Consider the following 16,296-nt stretch of genomic DNA (forward strand, 5'->3'; position numbering starts at 1 on the left):
TCAGAGGGAAAGGAATCATGCCATGAAAGCGGAACGGAATTACCCCAGATACACCGTCACGGCCAAAGCGGAGGCCGCCATCCTCCGGGGCCACCCCTGGGTCTATGACGCAGAAATTACAGCCACAGAGGGACAGGCGGAAAACGGCGGCCTGGTGGACGTGATCAGCAAAAAGGGCCGGTATCTGGGTACGGGCTTTTTGTCGGAACAGTCCAAGATCCGGGTGCGGCTGGTGTCCCGCAACGCCAATGACCAGTTCGACGCCGCCTTCTGGCGCCGGAAGCTTCAGTGGGCCTGGGAATACCGGAAGCGCGTGATGTCTCCGGAGGACCTGGACGCCTGCCGGATCATCTTCGGGGAGGCAGATGCCTTTCCCGGACTGACGGTGGACAAGTTCCACGACCTGCTGTCCGTCCAGGTGCTGTCCGTGGGCATGGAGCGGATCCAGGACATCCTGCTGCCGGCGCTGGCGGAGCTCCTCCGGGCGGACGGGTTCCCGATCCGCGGGATCCTTCTCCGGAACGACGTGGCCCTGCGGGAGAAGGAGGGGCTGCCCCAGGGCAAGGGGTGGTATCCCCTGCCGGGGGAAGCGGCGCCGGATTCTGCAGTGACGGAGATCACGGAGAACGGCGTGAAATATCTGGTAGACGTGGAGAACGGCCAGAAGACCGGGTTCTTCCTGGACCAGAAGTACAACCGCCGGGCGGTGGGGCGCATCGCCCGGGGCAGGACGGTGCTGGACTGCTTCACCCACACCGGATCCTTCGCTCTGAACGCCGCGATGGGCGGGGCGAAGCACGTCACCGCCGTGGATGTGTCGGAGTCCGCCGTGGAGATGGCCCGGGCCAACGCGGCGCGCAACGGCCTCACCGGCGCAGTGGACTGCGTGGCCGCCAACGTGTTCGACCTGCTGCCCGCGCTGGAGAAGGAGCCGAAGCGGTACGACTTCATCATCCTGGACCCGCCGGCCTTCACCAAGTCCCGCAGGACCGTTGCCAACGCCATCTCCGGGTATAAGGAGATCAACTACCGGGCCATGAAGCTGCTGCCCCGGGGCGGTCTTCTCGCCACCTGCTCCTGCTCCCACTTCGCCACGGAGGAGAAGTTCGCAGCCATGCTCCACAGCGCCGCCCGGGACGCCGGAGTGCAGCTGCGGCAGATCGAGGCCCGGCAGCAGGCCTGCGACCACCCCATCCTCTGGGGCGTCGAGGAGACGAATTATCTGAAGTTCTACCTGTTCCAGGTGGTATGACGCCGCCGTTTCCCAACGTGCCGCCCTGCGCAAACGGGCCGCCCCACAAGGGGCGGCCCGTTTTTTATGGGACATATACCGTTTTCAGAGGAGGATCTGTCCCGGATTTCAGCCGGTTCTCTCAGCCCACTTCCAGGAAGCGGACCACGCCCTGGTACACATACAGCGTGGCGCTGTCTGCATAGGCTCTGGCCTCAGTGAGGGTGACCCAGCTCTTGGTCTGCGTGTTGTAGCAGGGGACGCTGGCAGGGACCGTGTAGGTCCGGCCGTTCACCGTGACGGCGCCCTTGCCGCTCCAAGCGGTGTTGGGCACGTTCCGCAGCTCGTCAGGATAGACCAGGCTGCCGATCCGCTGGGTGTTTCCAGAGGTGACGATGGTGATGCCCACGATGTCGCCGTTGCGCACCACATAGCCGGTCTCAAAGGTGGGCGTGCTCTTGCCCGCACCGTATTCCACAGACAGCTGGGCATTGCCCTCCCGGTTGCCCTCTTCGTCATAGTTCGCGGTATAGTTGGCGCGGCCGAAGATGTAGCCGCCGCCGATGGCGGAATTCAGCACGATGACCTTCACCCTGCCTGCCCAGTCGGTGCCGGCGTAGGTGATCTGGGAAGCGGGCACGCTGCCGTCCGCGATCTGGGACAGGCTGATGGCGGTGAGGCCGCTGCCGTCGTTCTGGAAGACAACCACATTGTCCGCCAGATTCCGGCTGCCCAGCTTGCGCTCCGCCACATTCAGCTCGCCGGAGACGCCGCCCGTCAGGCGTGTCAGGGACAGGCCGCCCTTCCGGCTGGAGGAGACCCGCACCAGCTGGCCGTTCAGCCGCTCCACATCGCTGGCGGAGAGACTGACCGAGCCCTTCACCTGGATGCCGCAGAGCAGGTCCACCGTGGCGCTTCCGCTGGAGACCTCGGCGATGCCGATGGCATTGCCGGTGGCCGTGTTGCCGCTGGCCGCCACCGCGCCGGCCACCTGATTGTCCTCGGTCAGGAGCAGAGTGATCTGGTCGCCGGGCTTGAACTGGGAGACCGTCTGCATAGCGGTGGGCAGCACGTTGAACTCATAGCCCAGGACCGTGATCTTCGTGGGCTCCTTGGGATTGGGATAACATTCCTCATAGTAGCCGGTAATCCGGGTGTCGCACACGCGGATGGAGTTGGTGGTGCTGGAATAGGTTGCCACGTCGTACTTGCGCATATCCCCGGCCGTGGCGGGCAGGCCGTTCTTGTAGATGGCGTATCCGCTGGTGCCGCCGGCCAGAGAGCTGAAGCCCGAGGTGGACCCCTTCTCATAGATGATGACCGCCTCGTTGGACGTGGTCCCGCCGCCGCCGACGAACACATAGTCCACACCGCCGCCTGCATCCAGATACAGCGTCAGGGAGGTGCCCGCGTTCAGCCAGGAGTAGACCTCGCTCCACACGGACTCCTTGCCGTTGTAGTAGACGCCGGTGTCGTTGTCCATAACGTACTTGGTACCGGTGGTATCCGTCAGCTCCGTGGCCTTGGCCGTGGAGAGGACCACGACCTTGCTGCTGCCCACGGAATCCGGCACAAAGGTCAGGGCTTCATTACCGTTCTTGCTGAGCAGCAGTGTCCCCTTGGTGCCGTTGAGCATGCCGTTGGAGACCTTGCCGTCCGCCAGGGAGTAAACTGCGCCGGAGGCCATCTGCAGCGCCGTTCCGGCGCCCCGCGGTCCGTCAGCCGTGGAGGAGACCAGCATCTGCCCCGTCCGGGTCTCGCCCAGTGTGGCGAGATAGCTGCCGCCCTCTTTCTGGTCCGCCCGAAGCAGATTCAAAAAGAGCTTGGCCGCCTGTCCGCGGGTCAGGCCCTCGTTTCCAGTTCCGCTGACGCCGTCGGTCAGGCCGATGAGCGCGGCTTCCGCCATATAGCTGTCCGGCCAGACGCCGCCGACGTCTTCGTCCTTGTAGCCCAGCATCCGCAGCAGGATGGTCACCGCCTGGCCCACGGTCACCGTGCGGTCGGGGTGGAATTTCCCGTCTGCGTAGCCGGAGATGATGTTTTTGCCCTTGGCGGCCATGTTGATATACGGCGCCGCCCAATAAGAGGGCTTCACATCCGAAAATACCGTGACGGTCCGGTAGCGTCCCAGCTCATTGCTGCCGTTCATGGCGTAGACCGCCATCTTGCAGAACTGCGCCCGGGTGAGGACAGTGCCGGGGCGGAAGGTCCCATCCCCATAGCCGTCCAGCACACCGAGCAGACGCAGGGATTCCACCGCCACTGCCGTGCTCTTGTCCCCGACATCGGAAAATGTGACTGCTGCGGTATTGGCCGCCCCCGCCGGCACCGCCAGCAGGGAAACCGCCATGCACACGGCCAGCAGAAATGTCATGATTCGTCTCTTCATCAGTCTCTCCCTCTCATTCTGCCCGCAGTGCTTCCACGGGCTGGAGCCTGGCGGCCTTTGCCGCCGGATAAATGCCGAACAAAATTCCCAGCGCCACCGACAGCGTAAAGGCGCACAGGGTAATCCACGCCGCCGGGTAGATGGTCATCTGGAACATCAGCCGTCCCACCAGCAGGCTGCCGCCGGTGCCGATGAGGATGCCGATGATGCCGCCGATTCCGCAGAGCATGGCCGCCTCGATGAGGAACTGGATGACGATGCTGCTCCGCTCGGCACCAATGGCCCGGCGGATGCCGATCTCCCGGGTCCGTTCGGTGACGGTCACCAGCATGATGTTCATGATGCCGATGCCGCCCACCAGCAGGCTGATGGCGGCGATACCGCCCAGAATCAGGGAGATCATGCCCATCTGCTTGTTCTGCTCCTGTTGCCAGGAGTTCTCCTGGTCCACCTGGAAGCCGCCTGCGTTGGGATTAACCACTCCCTTCAAAAAGCCGCCGATGCGGGAGCTGGCCTCGATCATGTCCTCGCTGCTGCGGGTCTTCACGATGAACTGCTCCGGTGCGTCGCCGCCCAGCACCCGGCGGGCGGTGTAGGGCAGAATGATGACATTGTCGATCTGGCTGGCGGATGCGCTTTCACCGGTAAGGCGGGGGGCATAGACCCCCACCACCTCAAAGCTCTGCCCGTTGAGCTGGAGCACCTTGCCCACGGGGTCCGCGGCGTCGAAGAAGATCTTTGCCGCCCGGTCCCCCAGCACACATACCTGCTTGTAGCCCCGGATGTCCAACACGGACAGGTCCCGGCCGGAGGCCAGCGTCAGGTTGTTGCAGATGCTGTACTGGTCGCTGCCGTAGTAAATGCTGGGCGGCACGTCGCCGGTGAGATTGCCGTTTTCATCGTAATTATAGCTCATATTGGCGGTGCTCTTGGTCCCGTATACCACCGTGGCGTTGCAGTACGCCTGGGGCGTCACGCCCAGCACATACTCCTTGATGCTGTTGCAGTAGTCGTACAGCGCCGGAAAGTAATCCTGACCCAGGCTGTTGCCATCTTCGTCATACAGGTAGTTCCAGATGTTGACGGTGAGCTTGTTGCTGCCCATGGCCTCGTACTGCTCCATGGTCTTTTCCGTATAGCCGTTGATGGCGGACACGATGGTCATCACCGCCGCGATGCCGATGATGATGCCCAGCATGGTCAGGGCGGACCGGCCCTTTTTGCCCCAGATGGACTTCCACGCCATCTTCACGGCCTGTTGGATATTCAAAGCCAGTCCACCTCCTGCTCCCGGTCCTCAATGATTCTGCCGTCCGCCAGGCGGATGACCCGCCGGGCCGTGGCGGCGATGCCGTTATCATGGGTGATGAGAATGACGGTGCTGCCCTCCTTGTTCAGCTCCTGGAGGAATTTCAGCACCTCCTGCCCGGTGTGGGAGTCCAGTGCGCCGGTGGGCTCGTCGGCCATGATGATGGGAGGCTTGGTGGCGATGGCCCGCGCAATGGCCACCCGCTGCTGCTGGCCACCGGACATCTCCACCGGCCGGTGCTTGATGCGGTTCGCCAGCCCCACCCGGGCCAGGGCCTCCAGGGCCATGTCCCGGCGGTCATCGGCATTCACCCCCTGGTAGATCAGGGGCAGTTCCACATTTTCCAGCACCGTCAGGCTCTGGATCAGGTTGTACTGCTGAAAGATAAAGCCGATCTGCTTGTTGCGGATGTGGGACAGCTCCTTGTCCGTCAGCTCCCGGACGTCCGTTCCACCCAGGAGATACGTCCCCCGGGTGGGGATGTCTAGGCAGCCCAGCACGTTCATCATGGTGGACTTGCCGGAGCCGGACTGGCCCACCACCGCCACGAACTCGCCCTTTCCGATGGTCAGGGAGACGCCGTCCAGGGCCCGTACCTCGCTCTCCCGCCCTTCGCCATAGATCTTATAGACGTCCCGCAGCTCTACTAAGTTCTTCGCCATGGGCATCAACCCCACGCCTGCAGGGACTGGATCTGTGTGAAGACCTCGGTCCCCTCTTCCACACCGGACTTGATCTCCACATTGGAGTTGTCGGAGATGCCGATCTCCACCGGCACCGCCCAGAAGCCCTCCGGGATCTCCTCGCTCAGGGTGGGCGTCTCAATGGCGTTGTCCGGCCGACTGCCCTTTACAAACACCACGTTCACGGTGGAGCCGTCCTCCTGGGTCACAGTACGCACGCACTGGAGCGGCAGGACCAGGCAGTTGTCATTCTCACTGGCAGTTAGAGTGTAGTCGATATAGCTGTTGACCTGCAGGGTGCCCTCGCTGTTGTCCGCCGAGATGGTGATAGGATAGGTCGCCACGCCGTTGTTCACCGTGCTGGAGAGGCTGACCGTCTCCACGGTGCCGAAGGCCGGGGTCCCCCACTGGCTCAGCTCCACCGGCATCCCCGGCTTGATGTAGCTGATGTTCCGCTCGTCCACATTGGCGGTAATCACCACGCTGGAGGTGTCCGAGATGGTCACCACTGCGGTATTTGCAGCGATCTCATCGCCGGGCTGGATGGTCAGGCCGATTACCATGCCGTCAATGGGAGCCTTGGCGTTGCAGTTGGCCAGGTTCTCCTCCGCAGTCTTCAGCTCCTCCCGGGCAGTGTCCAGGTTCTGCTGGATGGTGAAGAGCTGGCTCTCGCTCTCCTCCCCGTCGATGCGCACCAGCACCTGGCCGGGCGCCACCTGCAGGTAGTCCACCAGATTGCTGGAAATCACCGTGCCATCCACCGTGGAAACCAGGTCGCCGGTGCGGTAGTACGCCAGCTTGCCGGCCTCATAGGGGTACACGGTCTCACCGTTCACAGTGGCGGTGGCAGAGGCCACCATATCCGCCGTCAGGGCTCCCTCATTCTCCACGATAATGTCGGCGGAGAAGAGCTTGGACCCCTCCGGCGTGATGCGGCTGACCATGTGGACCGCCTCCACCGTGCCGGGAACGGAGGTCATCAGGGCAGGGATCGAAACATTCACCGTCTGTCCCACCTGCAGGTCGCCCGCATAGGCGTAGCTGTAATACTGCTCCAGCCGCAGACGGGTATCGTCGGAGAGGACCGCCACCTTCTGGCCCTTGGTGATGGAATCACCGGGATTCAGCGTCACGGTCTCCATCAGCTTGCCGGCATAGCCGGCGGAGAGATTCAGTCCTGCGATGTCTTTCTGGGCCTGGGAGAGCTGTTTCTCATAGCCCTCCACATTGCTCCGGGCCTTCTGCACGGCGGTCTCTGCCGCCGGAGAGTCGATGGTGAACAGCGGCGTGCCGGCAGTCACCGTCTCACCCTCCGCCACCAGCACATCCACCACTGTGCCGACAGTGGTGATGGTGATTGTCTCACTGCTCTTGGCCTTGGTCAGGCCGCTGCCCTGGACCGTGGAGGTGATGGAACCGTACTGCACAATGTCGGTGACCACCTCTCCCTCATCGCTGCTCTTGCCGCCCAGCACTTTCAGCAGCACCACCGCGGCGATCACCAGCAGCAGTGCCAGTATGCACAGGCGGATGATCCGGCGCCGCTTCTTCCGCGGGATCGCCTGCCACCGGGCCTTCAGGTTTACGCGCGTCTCCGCGGGGGCGGCGCTGTCCGCCGCCGTCTCCTCCATCGCCGGAGCGGTCGCTTCCTGTTCTACATTCTCCAGGTCTTTGACTTCAGCCATGGTATGTACTCCTCTTCTTGTTCTTCACAGATGCATCAACTGTATTGCTTATAATAGTACAGTATGTAGGGCAAAGCAATAACAAAACAGTTACAGTTTCTCCCGCGGCCTGTATCTCTTGTAACCTGCGGGTATGTGTGAAAAAGTGCTCCCCGGAAGCCGGGGAGCACTTTCAAGGTCATTCAGACCATGGCGGCGCGCCGGGCGCTGAAGCGCTGATAGAGGACGATGCCAACCACCAACACAAAGCCGGCGATGTCGGTGGCCGTGCCGGGGATCATCATACCCAGGCCGCCCACAGCCATGGCCACCCGCAGCAGCGCGGGGATGGGCCGGTACAGGAATCCGTTGAGGGCCGCCGCCACGCCGAAGATGCCCAGCAGGGCGCTGATGCAGATCTGCACCACCTGGAAGGCACCGGTCACATCCACAAAGAGCATCTGGGGGCTGAAAGCGAAGATGTACGGCACGATAAAGGCCGCTATGGCCAGTTTCGTGGCGTTGAACCCTGTCTTCATGGGATCCGCCTTGGCAATGGCGCTGCCGGCATAGGCCGCCAGGGCCACCGGCGGCGTGATGTCCGCCACAATGCCGAAGTAGAACACGAAGAAGTGGGCCGCCATCTTGGTGACACCGATGGAGGGATCCATCAGGATGGGAGCGCAGGTGGCCGCCATGATGCAGTAGTTGGCGGTGGTCGGCACGCCCATGCCCAGCACGATGCAGCAGAGCATGGTCAGCGCCAGGGCGATAATCATGTGGCCGCCGGAGAGGCTGACGATTGTGCTCAACAGCTTGGAGGCCAGGCCCGTCACCGTGATGCAGCCGGAGATAATGCCGGCCACGCCGCAGGCCACCGCCACAGTGATGGAGCCCTTGGCGCCGCCCTCCAGGGCGTCGATGATCTTGCCGAAGGTGAGGAAGTCCTCCCGGTTGCTGCTCTTGCTGGCGATCTCCACCACGTTGTTGACCAGGCCTACGGCCACGGCCGCCACGATTGCGATGGCAGCGGAGAAGGCCATGGTGTACATATTGGTGGAGACCATGACCACCAACAGCACCAGGGGCGCCAGAAGGTAGATCTTGGGCAGCAGCTGGCGCACGCGGGGCAGCTGCTCTCTGGGAATGCCCTTCAGGCCCAGCTTCTTGGCCTCCAGATGGACGGCGATGTAGATGCCGGTGAAGTACAGCACCGCCGGCAGGATGGCCCGCATGGCGATGGTGCCGTAGGGCTCGCCGGTGAACTCTGCCATCAGGAAGGCTGCGGCGCCCATGATGGGGGGCATGATCTGGCCGCCGGTGGAGGCAGCCGCCTCCACGGCGCCGGCGAACTCCGGCTTGTAGCCCGTCTTCTTCATCATGGGGATGGTGACGGAGCCGGTGGTGACGGTGTTGCCCACGGAGGAGCCGGACACCATGCCGCACAGGGCGGAGGAGATGACGGCCACCTTGGCGGGGCCGCCGGGGGCGGCACCGGCCACGGCATTGGCCAGGTTGATGAAGAACTGGGCGATGCCGGTCCTCTCCAGGAAGGCGCCGAAGATGATGAACACCACGATGAACTTGGCGCACACGCTGATGGGGCCGCCGAAGATGCCGTTGAAGGTGTAGAACATGGTGCGGATGACCTGATAGAGGGTCATCTTGAAATCTGCACTGCCGCCCAGGTTGAAGAAGGTGTACACCAGCAGCACACCGGCCACGCACAGGATCGGCAGGCCCACGCACCGGCGGCACAGCTCCACCAGGGCCAGGATACCGATGAGGCCGATAATCATGTACAGGTCGTTCTGCATGACCCGGGCGGACATCTGGACCACGTTCTGGGCATTGACGGCGTAGAAAAAGTAGGCGCCGGGCCCGGCAATCAGCAGCACGATGTCATACCAGGGCATGTGGTTGACCCGCTCGTCCCCTTTTTTGGCCGGGAAGGTCAGGAAGCCGAACAGCAGGATCAGCCCCACGAACATGGGCAGCCGAACCTCCTGCCGGGTGGAAAGGAACACAGTGTCGATGATGCAGTAGGCGGAGAACGCTACCATCAGCCAGCGGATCACCAGCTTCGGCAGACCCTCCCAGACCCGGGTGTTGGACTCCCGGTCGTATTTTTTCATGACCGCCTCCACATCGGCGGCGGTCCCCACGGAGGTATCGTGGGCGCCGGTATCCTCCGGCGGCACAGGCTCCGTCTTGTGTTTCTTGAACAGTGCCATAGGGTCCCCTCTCATTTCGCAAGATATCTTCCAGGCCGGGACCGACCCGAAGTCAAGGAACTACGGCGGAGATTCCGCCGTAGTTCCCGATCAGGCTCCGCCTGAGATCACTTGGTGGGTACGTCAAAGCCCTTTTCGGCGAAGTACTTGGCCGCGCCGGCGTGATAAGGCACCGCGGTGACGCCGGAGGCAAATTCCACATCCAGCTCCCCTGCCTTGTCATGGGCCAGATTGTCCATGTTCTCAAAGATGGTGTAGCAGATGTTGTACACATCATCCTCAGACACATCGTCCCGGGCGATGACGGTGGCTACCACGGCTACGGTCTTGGTCTCCGGCACGCCCTCATAGGTGCCCTCGGGGATGATGTACTCCTCGTAGTAGGGAGAGGACTCCTGGAGCTTGGCAATGTGCTCGTCATCCAGGCCCACCAGATAGGTGTCCTTGGCGGTGGCCAGAGTGGTGATAGCCACGGTGGGGGCGCCTGCCACCACGAAGGCGGCGTCGATCTTGCCGTCCTGCAGGGCGTCGGCGCTGGCGCCGAAGTCCTGGTACTGGGCGTTGATGTCATCCTCTGTCAGGTCATAGGCGGCCAGGATATCCAGGGCGTTGTAGTACACGCCGGAGCCAGAGGCGCCGATGGAGACCGTCTTGCCCTCCAGATCCGCCACGGACTTGATGTCCGGGTCACAGGTGACGATCTGCACCTGCTCCATATACAGAGCAGCGACAGTGGAGAAATCCGCATAGGGGAACCCCTCAAACAGCCGCTCGCCGTTATAGGCGTAGCTCATCACGTCGGACTGGACGAAGCCCAGTTGGGCCACGTTCATCTGCATCTGCTCGATGTTGTCCTGGGAGCCGTTGCTGACCACGGCCGTGACCTTGGTTCCGTTGCCGTTGGTGGTGATGGCCTGCGCCAGCACGCTGCCGAAGCCGTAATAAGTACCCTGGTCGCCGCCGGTGCGGAATTTCAGCTCCGTGCCGGTGCCGGTGACGGAAGAGACGCTCCAGTTGGTCTGGGCAGCCTGCTCAGTGCCGGTGTCGGCGGGGGTATCCGTCTCCTCCGTGGAGGGATTGCCGCCGCAGCCCGTCAGGACCGCCGCCAGCATCAGCGCGGCAAGAAGCAGGGATAAGCACTTTTTCATGTTTCCATTCCTCTTTTCCTGTTAGTCGATACAGCTCGTATGTCGCTTTGCATATCATACCTTATCCTCATTCATTTTACAAGGTTTTTTTTACAATTTTTTAATATTTCTGCAAGTCCAATTTGCACAACCTTCATTTTCCCGTCCCACCTCTCTGAAATGCCGAAAGGCCGGCCCCACCGGGGCCGGCCTTCTGCCGCGTATGCTTATTTGATGACCAAGATGAGCTGGCCGCCCTTGACGGTCTCGCCCTCCTTCACCAGGATCTCCGACACCGTGCCGGACATCCGGGCGGTGATGGCGGTCTCCATCTTCATAGCCTCGATGGTGACCAGGGTCTGGTTCTTCTCCACGGTGTCGCCCACCTTGACGTTGAGCCTGCTCACCGCGCCGGGGATAGAGGAGCCCACCTGGCTCTTGTCCTCCGGGTCCGCCATGGGGACCTTGACAATGTTCTTCTGGGCCTCCTCGTCGGGCACCTGCACATCCCGGCGGATGCCGTTGAGCTCAAAGCTGACGGTGCGCATGCCCTCTTTGTCCACTTCGCCCAACCCTAAGTACTTGATGACCAGGGTCTTGCCGTCGGCGATGTTGACCTTGTTGGTCTCGCCCACCGCCAGACCGTGGAAGAACACATGGCTGCCCAGCCGCATGATGTAGCCGTACTCCTTCTGGTTCTTGACATAATCCTCCACTACCTTGGGATACAGGCAGTAGCTGAGGATGGCCCGCCAGGAGGGATCTGCATCAAAGGACTGCATCTCCCGCTTCTTCTCCTCAAAGTCCACGGGGGGCAGCAGCTCACCGGGACGGCAGGTGATGGGCTTCTTGCCCTTCAGGACCACCCGCTGCAGCTCCTTGGGGAACCCGCCTGCAGGCTGGCCCATCATACCGGAGAAGTAGCTGACAACACTGTCCGGGAAGGCCAGGCTCTCGCCCTTCTCCACGATGTTCTCCGGGGTCAGGTTGTTCTGGGTCATGAAGATGGCCAGGTCACCCACCATCTTGCTGGAGGGCGTCACCTTCACAATGTCGCCCACCATCTCATTGACCTTACGGTAGTTCTCCTTGACCTCCACAAACCGGTCGCCCAGGCCCAGAGACTCCACCTGGGGCTTCAGGTTGGTGTACTGACCGCCGGGGATCTCGTAGCGGTAAATATCCGTGGTATTGTACTCCAGGCCGCCCTCAAAGGAGTCGTAACGCTTACGCACATCCTCCCAGTAATCAGTGAGGGTCTGGAGCCGGTCCAGATCCAGCCCGGTGTCCCGCTCTGTGTCCTTCATGGCCGCCACCACGGCGTTCAGAGAGGGCTGGCTGGTCATGCCTGCCATGGAGCTGATGGCACAGTCCACCGCGTCCACACCGGCCTCGGCGGCCAGCAGCAGCGCCGCCACCTGATTGCCGGTGGTGTCATGGGTGTGGAGCTGGATGGGAATGCCGATCTCCTGCTTCAGGGTGGACACCAGCTTCTTGGCGGCGTAAGGCTTCAGCAGGCCGGACATATCCTTGATGGCAAGCATGTGGGCACCCCGGTGCTCCAGCTCTTTCGCCATCTTCACATAGTAGTCCAAGGTGTACTTGTCCCGCTTGGGATCCAGAATGTCGCCGGTGTAGCAGATGGTGGCCTGGCAGATCTTGTCCTGCTTGAGGACCTCATCCATGGCCACCTCCATGCCGGGGATCCAGTTCAGAGAGTCGAAGATCCGGAACACATCGATGCCGCTGCGGGCGGCCTCCTTGATGAACTCCCGGATCACGTTATCGGGATAGTTGGTATAGCCCACGGCGTTGGCGCCCCGCAGCAGCATCTGCAGCAGCAGGTTGGGGGCCTTCTCCCGGATCAGGTCCAGCCGCTCCCAGGGGGACTCGTGGAGGAAACGGTAGGCCACGTCAAAGGTGGCGCCGCCCCAGCACTCCAGAGAGAAAGCATCCGCCAGGATCTCGCTGGTGCCCTCCATACCCTTGACGATGTCCCGGGTGCGGACCCGGGTGGCCAGCAGGGACTGGTGGGCGTCCCGGCAGGTGGTGTCACAGATCAGCAGCTTCTTCTGCCCCAGCACCCAGTCCGCCACGGCCTTGGGTCCCTTGGCGTCCAGCATCTGCTTCAGGCCATCGGGCCGGTTGCCGGTGACCGGCGGGAACCGGCAGGGATCGTACATCTTGTGTCCGTCCCGCTCCTTCACCACGATGTTCCCGATGTACTTGAGCATCTTGGTGGCCCGGTCCTGGCCCTCGTTCAGCTCAAACAGCTCCGGCGTCTCGTCGATGAACTTGGTGTGGCAGCCTCCCGCCAGGAAGGTGGGGTTCTGCAGGATGTTGGAGATGAAGGCGATATTGGTCTTGACGCCCCGGATGTGGATCTCCCGGATGGCCCGTCCGGCCTTCAGGCACACGCCCTGAAAGGTGTTATCCCAGGTGGTGACCTTCAGCAGCAGGGAGTCATAGTAGGGGGAGATCTCGCTGCCCACGCCGGCGGTGGCCGCGTCCAGCCGGACGCCGAAGCCACCGGGAGACCGGTAGGAGGTGATCTTGCCGGTGTCGGGAGCGAAGTTGTTGGACGGGTCCTCGGTGGTGACGCGGCACTGGATGGCGTAGCCGTTCAGGTGCAGGTCACTCTGCTTCCTGATGCCGATGCGGGGATCGCTGAGAGGACAGCCCTCGGCGATCAGAATCTGAGAGCGCACCAAGTCCACGCCCGTCACCATCTCGGTGACGGTGTGCTCCACCTGGATACGGGGGTTCATCTCGATGAAGTAGTGGTGCCCTTCCCTGTCCACCAGGAACTCCAGGGTGCCGGCGTTCACATAGCCCACGTGCTTTGCGATCTTCACCGCGTCTTCATACAGGGCCTGACGGATCTTCTTGTCCACGGAGAAGGCGGGGCTGAACTCCACCACCTTCTGATAGCGCCGCTGGAGAGAGCAATCCCGCTCGAACAGGTGGACCACGTTGCCCTCTTCGTCGCCCAGCACCTGCACCTCGATGTGCTTGGGCTCCACCAGGAACTTCTCCATGAAGATGTCGTCATTGCCGAAGGCCTTCTTGGCCTCCGCCTTCACCAGATCGAAGTTGGTGCCCACCTCTTCCACGGTGTCACACCGGCGCATACCGCGGCCGCCGCCGCCGGCGGCCGCCTTGAGAATGACGGGGAAGCCGAACTCCATAGCCAGCTTCTGAGCAGCCTCCCGGCTCTTCAGGGGCTCTGTGGTGCCGGGGGTGGTGGGTACGCCGCAGGCCACGGCGATCTGCTTGGCGGACAGCTTGTCGCCCATCAGGTCCAGAACCTGGGAGGAGGGTCCGATGAACTTGATGCCCGCAGCCTCGCAGGCCCGGGCAAAATCCGCGTTCTCACTGAGGAAACCGTAACCGGGGTGAATGGCATCGGCGCCGTGCTTCTTAGCCAGCTCGATGATCCGGGGGATGTCCAGATAGGCACCCAGGGGGCTCTCGTTCTCTCCGATCAGATAGGACTCGTCCGCGGCGGTGCGGAAGAGGCTGTATACGTCCTCATTGGAGTAGATGGCAATGGTCTGGAGGCCCAGGTCGTGACAGGCCCGGAAGATCCGCATGGCGATCTCGCCCCGGTTGGCGACCAGGACCTTCTTGAATGCTTGGCTCATATATCGTTCCTCCTTCTCTCCGCCGGCAGGCGGGAATCTTTTGGTTCAGCTTAGTATACACCAACCCCGCCGCCGGTTGCAACGGCTTCCAGCCCGGATTTGTCAATTTTATCCCGCCGTCATATTTTGAGCCTGGCTGATGGGGCGCTTTGTCTATTTCAGCAGGTCTTATGTCTGCTATCAGCGGCACTGCGGCCCGCCGGGGGCACAAAAAAGACGGCGCCCTCAGGGCGCCGTCTCCGGCTCATCTCAGGCGGTCCTGCCAGCGGCTGCGAAGCTGAACCACCCCCGGGCGTCCCGCTGGACACCGGAGAAGCCGTCCCGCAGTGTCCAGCCCGTCACGCTGGTGTAGAGGGGCGCCGCGGCCCCCTCCTCTAGCAGCAGGGCCTCCGCATCGTGGAGGCAACCCATCCGGGCCTCCCCCTCCTCCGCGCCGGCGATGACCGACAGCAGGGTATCATAGGCGCTGTTGGCGTATTTACCCAGGTTCTCCGGCTTATCGGAGCCCCACTGCATCAAAAAGCACTCCGCATCGTTGCCCAAAGCCCGGATCTCCGTTCCTGCCAGGGTGAAGGTCCCCTCCTGCAGGGCGGTGTCCAGCTCTTCCCGGCTGACGCCGCGGGCCGTCACCTGGAGGCCCAGGGCGCTCTGCCAGGCGTCTACCAGCGCCTGGGCCACGGCGGCGCCGTTCCCCTCGTCCACGTAGAGATATTCCAGCTCCCCCAGGTCCCGGGCGTCGGCGTATCCGGCCTCCGCCAGCAGGCCGCGGGCCTCCTCCGCCAGCTCGTCCCGGTGCGCGGGGTCGTTGTCCAGCAGCACGCCGCCATCTGTACGGAAATCCTGCTCCCCGCTCCCCGGCACGCCGGGAGGGATCAGGCCCTCAGCGGCATACGCCGTGGCGCCCGCCGCCTCAGCAGCGGCAGAACGGTCCGCCGTCAGAGTCAGCGCCCGACGGACCCGGGCATCCATCAGCGTATCCTGCGCGCAGTTGAACACCACCGCCTGAACGCTCAGCTCCCGCGCCAGGGTCCGGCTCTCCGCCTCGATCAAGGCCGTCAGCTGCTCCGCCGGGAGGATGCCCAGGAAATCCACCTCCCCGGCGTCGTAGAGGTCCTGTCCCGCCTCTGCGGTCTCCGCAAATCGGAACGTCAGGGTCTGCGGCCCGGAGAAACTGTTGCGGTAGGTCTCGCTGGCCTCCAGGGTCAGCGCCTCACCAGCCTCATACCCGCTCACCTGATACGGCCCGTTGGTCACAAGGCCCGTAAGGTCGTTCCACCAAGGGGCCGCCTCCGCCGGCTCCGCCGCTGCTTCGGCGGTCTCCCCGTCAGCGGCAGCGGTCTCCTCCTGCAGCAAGTCCTGCCGCAGAGGCATGGTGGCGGGCGCAGTGCAGACCTCCGTCAAAAACCAGTCGAACTTTCCGTTCAGCACCACCACCAGGGTGCTGTCATCCTCCGCCGTCACCTGCAGCAGCGACACGTCGCCGGTCTCCCGCACGGCGTCGTAGCCTGCTACCACGGACAGCAGCGACGCGCTGGGGGAATCGTTGGCCGGATCGGCCAGCCGCTGCCAGGCAAAGACAAAGTCCCCGGCCCGGACCGCCCGGCCGTCGGACCACTCGGCCTTCCGCAGCTTGAAGGTCCAGGTCACGGTGCCGTCGGCATTCTCCTCCGTACTGACGCTCTTGGCTGCGCCGTTCGTCACCGTGGTCCCGCCGGAGCCGTCTCCTGTTTTCCGCATCAGATTTTCATACAGGTGGACCAGGACGGTCTGGTCCGCCGTCTCTGTGGCGTAGATGGGATCCAGCTCCTCCGGCGCGCCGCCCACGCAGACGGAGAGGGCCGGCCCCTCCCCGCTTCCGCCGCAGCCGGTCAGGCTGAGAGCCAGCAGCGCCGCCGCCAAGAACAGCGCCCACCGGCGCTTCCAATTCTTCATATCGTCGTTCCTCCCGCTCTGGAGTCTAAAACGGGCACCCCTGCCGGGCACCCCTGCATATCAAAGGACCTGGTCTATTATAA

The 16,296-nt window shown here is 63.0% G+C and carries 9 protein-coding genes; 1 reads left to right on the top strand and 8 read right to left on the bottom strand.

Translation table 11 applies throughout. The annotated features are described in order from the left end of the window. Positions 1-22 precede the first annotated feature (22 nt). A complete protein-coding gene (locus EIO64_RS06350) occupies positions 23-1,252 on the top strand; it encodes a class I SAM-dependent rRNA methyltransferase (protein WP_021748891.1) in 1,230 nt (409 codons plus the stop codon). A gap of 121 nt (positions 1,253-1,373) precedes the next feature. Here the strand turns inward: EIO64_RS06350 and EIO64_RS06355 are convergent, their stop codons facing one another. The 8 genes from EIO64_RS06355 to EIO64_RS06390 all read right to left on the bottom strand — a co-directional run bounded on the left by EIO64_RS06355 (position 1,374) and on the right by EIO64_RS06390 (position 16,213). Then, positions 1,374-3,620: an S-layer homology domain-containing protein gene (locus tag EIO64_RS06355; protein WP_136891006.1), complete on the bottom strand. Its 2,247-nt coding sequence runs from the start codon at positions 3,618-3,620 to the stop codon at positions 1,374-1,376. A 13-nt stretch (positions 3,621-3,633) separates the two neighbouring features. Continuing rightward, positions 3,634-4,890, bottom strand: a complete 1,257-nt coding sequence (locus tag EIO64_RS06360; RefSeq protein WP_025544359.1) for an ABC transporter permease — start codon at positions 4,888-4,890, stop codon at positions 3,634-3,636. Continuing rightward, positions 4,887-5,591, bottom strand: a complete 705-nt coding sequence (locus tag EIO64_RS06365; protein ID WP_136891007.1) for an ABC transporter ATP-binding protein — start codon at positions 5,589-5,591, stop codon at positions 4,887-4,889. Before EIO64_RS06365 ends, EIO64_RS06360 begins: the two co-directional genes overlap by 4 nt. A gap of 5 nt (positions 5,592-5,596) precedes the next feature. After that, positions 5,597-7,297, bottom strand: a complete 1,701-nt coding sequence (locus tag EIO64_RS06370) for an RND family efflux transporter (RefSeq protein WP_021748104.1) — start codon at positions 7,295-7,297, stop codon at positions 5,597-5,599. A gap of 182 nt (positions 7,298-7,479) precedes the next feature. Next, complete coding sequence (locus EIO64_RS06375) at positions 7,480-9,510, bottom strand: TRAP transporter permease (RefSeq protein ID WP_083490965.1); 2,031 nt, start codon at positions 9,508-9,510, stop codon at positions 7,480-7,482. Between the two features lie 107 nt (positions 9,511-9,617). After that, positions 9,618-10,658 carry a TAXI family TRAP transporter solute-binding subunit gene (locus tag EIO64_RS06380; protein ID WP_136891008.1) on the bottom strand — a complete coding sequence of 347 codons (1,041 nt, stop codon included), beginning with the start codon at positions 10,656-10,658 and terminating at the stop codon, positions 9,618-9,620. Between the two features lie 206 nt (positions 10,659-10,864). Next, positions 10,865-14,281: a pyruvate carboxylase gene (locus tag EIO64_RS06385; protein ID WP_136891009.1), complete on the bottom strand. Its 3,417-nt coding sequence runs from the start codon at positions 14,279-14,281 to the stop codon at positions 10,865-10,867. Positions 14,282-14,530: 249 nt separating this feature from the next. Continuing rightward, complete coding sequence (locus tag EIO64_RS06390; protein ID WP_136891010.1) at positions 14,531-16,213, bottom strand: peptide ABC transporter substrate-binding protein; 1,683 nt, start codon at positions 16,211-16,213, stop codon at positions 14,531-14,533. Between the last annotated feature and the right edge of the window lie 83 nt (positions 16,214-16,296).

Origin of the sequence: Dysosmobacter welbionis, assembly GCF_005121165.3 — a bacterium.
Lineage (GTDB): Bacteria > Bacillota > Clostridia > Oscillospirales > Oscillospiraceae > Oscillibacter > Oscillibacter welbionis.

Excerpts from the sequence above, each read along its gene's own strand:
- EIO64_RS06385 (WP_136891009.1), bottom strand. The coding sequence starts at position 14,281 with ATGAGCCAAGCATTCAAGAAGGTCCTGGTCGCCAACCGGGGCGAGATC.
- EIO64_RS06375 (WP_083490965.1), bottom strand. The coding sequence starts at position 9,510 with ATGGCACTGTTCAAGAAACACAAGACGGAGCCTGTGCCGCCGGAGGAT.
- EIO64_RS06370 (WP_021748104.1), bottom strand. The coding sequence starts at position 7,297 with ATGGCTGAAGTCAAAGACCTGGAGAATGTAGAACAGGAAGCGACCGCT.
- EIO64_RS06355 (WP_136891006.1), bottom strand. The coding sequence starts at position 3,620 with ATGAAGAGACGAATCATGACATTTCTGCTGGCCGTGTGCATGGCGGTT.
- EIO64_RS06390 (WP_136891010.1), bottom strand. The coding sequence starts at position 16,213 with ATGAAGAATTGGAAGCGCCGGTGGGCGCTGTTCTTGGCGGCGGCGCTG.
- EIO64_RS06380 (WP_136891008.1), bottom strand. The coding sequence starts at position 10,658 with ATGAAAAAGTGCTTATCCCTGCTTCTTGCCGCGCTGATGCTGGCGGCG.
- EIO64_RS06350 (WP_021748891.1), top strand. The coding sequence starts at position 23 with ATGAAAGCGGAACGGAATTACCCCAGATACACCGTCACGGCCAAAGCG.
- EIO64_RS06365 (WP_136891007.1), bottom strand. The coding sequence starts at position 5,591 with ATGGCGAAGAACTTAGTAGAGCTGCGGGACGTCTATAAGATCTATGGC.